Annotated in this window: 1 protein-coding gene; it reads right to left on the reverse strand. The window is 63.6% G+C overall.

Annotated features, from left to right (window positions below; translation table 11 throughout):
- Positions 1-2,072 (reverse strand): condensation domain-containing protein (locus I8J34_RS23915; protein WP_230411988.1); only part of this gene is annotated, 2,072 nt, incomplete at both ends.

The following is a 2,072-nucleotide window of genomic DNA, read 5'->3' on the forward strand; positions in this document are numbered from 1 at the left end:
AGCTGAGCTGTTGTGCCTCATCGATGACGGCCACAGCCTCGGGCTGCGCGAGCGCTTGGGCTTCGAACAGCGTGTGCACGCCCATATCGCGCGGGTATGGACGATCCGTCGCGTTCCACGAGACGAGCACTTGATGGCGTTCGGGGGCGGGGAGGATATCGATCCGACCCACCGGCGACCGGGGGCTGTGCGCCAGGGCGTCCGTCACCCGCTCGATCGCGCACACCAGGTAGTCGCAGATCCGATCAGCGTCGAGCGGAGAGATCGCTTGCGCGGAAATCGAGAATTCATCTCCGTAGTCGTCGATCGAAACGGTCAGCGGGTAGTTGGTGCGTTCGCTCGCCCCCAAGACTCGGATGTCGTTCTCGGCAGCCTCGGATGAGGTCTGCGCCGCCTCTCCTCCTCCACCGCTGTAACGGTAGTTCAGTAAGGACGTAAACAACGGCGCCGGCGCATCGACCCCGCTGCAACGCTGGGCCAGCGCCAACGGTGCATGCTCGTGACCCAGCAATTGTGCAAGCGCTTCGTGAGTCCGGCGCAAGGCTGCCTCGACGCCAAGATCGTCAACCGTGACCCGAATCGGCAGCGTATTGACGAACATTCCCAAGACGCGGTCGGCCTGGGCGCCACCTTGCATCCGGCCGAAAAGGACAGTGCCAAACACGGCATCCTCGCGACCGGTGCTACGAGAGACCACGAGCGCCCAAGCCAGGTGCATCAGGCTGGCCGCACTGATGCCCAGCACCTTGACGCACTCACGAATTCGCGCACCGAGCGCAACGTCGATGCCGCGATGTGTATCCGAAATATTGCTGCCGTCACCCTGCACATCCAACAAACCAAACGGTGCGGAGGGCTCGTCGATATCGCCGAGCATCTTGGTAAAAAAGGCCTCGTGCTCAGCTTCACTCACGCCGAGGCGCGCTTGCGCCACGAAGTTGCGGAACGGCACCGGCTTGGCAAGCTCATGCTCACGCCCCCGCTCGATGGCCTCGGCCTCCGCCACAAAAAGCTCCTGGGTCGTATGGTCGATGACGATGTGGTGCGACATCAGACGCAGCAACCAACGTCCGTTTCGCGGGTCGTCAGCGATGTAGCAATGCATCAACGGTGCGGTGCGGATATCGAGGCGGTATCGGCGCGGGTCGTAACGCGTCTCCAGCTGCTCGGCGACATCGCCAAGACTCGGCTCGAATGCCAGCACTTCACACGGAAGCGTCACTTTGCGTAACACCACTTGGACCGGCTGCTCCACGCCTTCCCACAGAACGGCCGTGCGCAAGACATCGTGCCGATCGATCACCCGTTGCACCGCATCGAGGAAACGGTCGAGCCGCGGACGGGATGCGAAGGCGAACAAGCCTGTTTCCACATAGGCATCGGCTTCCGGGTCCAGCACGTGATGGAACAGGATGCCTTCCTGTGACGGCGCCAGGGGGTAGATGTCCTGGATGTTCTTCACGCCGCCGGGTACCTGGGCAACGATCCGGTCGATCGACGCTTGGCTCAGGGCAACGAGCGGGAGCAGTTCGGGGTGGATCGCTTCGGTGTGCTCGGTGATCAGGTTCTCGGGCACGTCGATCTGCTGGCTGTTCTCGCTCAGGGCGCCGGCCAGCTCGGCCAGGGTCGGGGCGGTGAAGAGTACGCGCACGTCGGCGTGCAGGCCTGCCTGGCGCATGCGTTCGATGAGGCTCACCGCCATGAGCGAGTGCCCGCCCAGTTCGAAGAAGTTGTCTTGTCGGCCGACTTGTTCGACGCCGAGCAGCTCGCGCCATAGCTGGGCGAGTGTCTCTTCGACCTCGCCTTGCGGCGCTTCATAGGCGCGCTTGACATAGGCCGCCTCGTCCGGTGCCGGCAGCGCCTTGCGGTCGAGTTTGCCGTTGGGGGTCAGCGGGAAGGCGTCCAGGCGAACGTAGGCGCTGGGCACCATGTAGCCGGGCAGTCTCTGTTGGGCGAAGCTTCTGATCGCTTCGGCCTCGAGTTCGCCCTCTCCCGTGGTGTAGGCGATCAGTTGCTTGGTGCCGTCCTGCTCGCGGGCGATCACGACCGCTTCGCTGATCTTTTCGTGTTGC

The organism is Denitromonas iodatirespirans (assembly GCF_018524365.1).
In the GTDB taxonomy this organism is placed as follows: Bacteria; Pseudomonadota; Gammaproteobacteria; order Burkholderiales; family Rhodocyclaceae; genus Nitrogeniibacter; species Nitrogeniibacter iodatirespirans.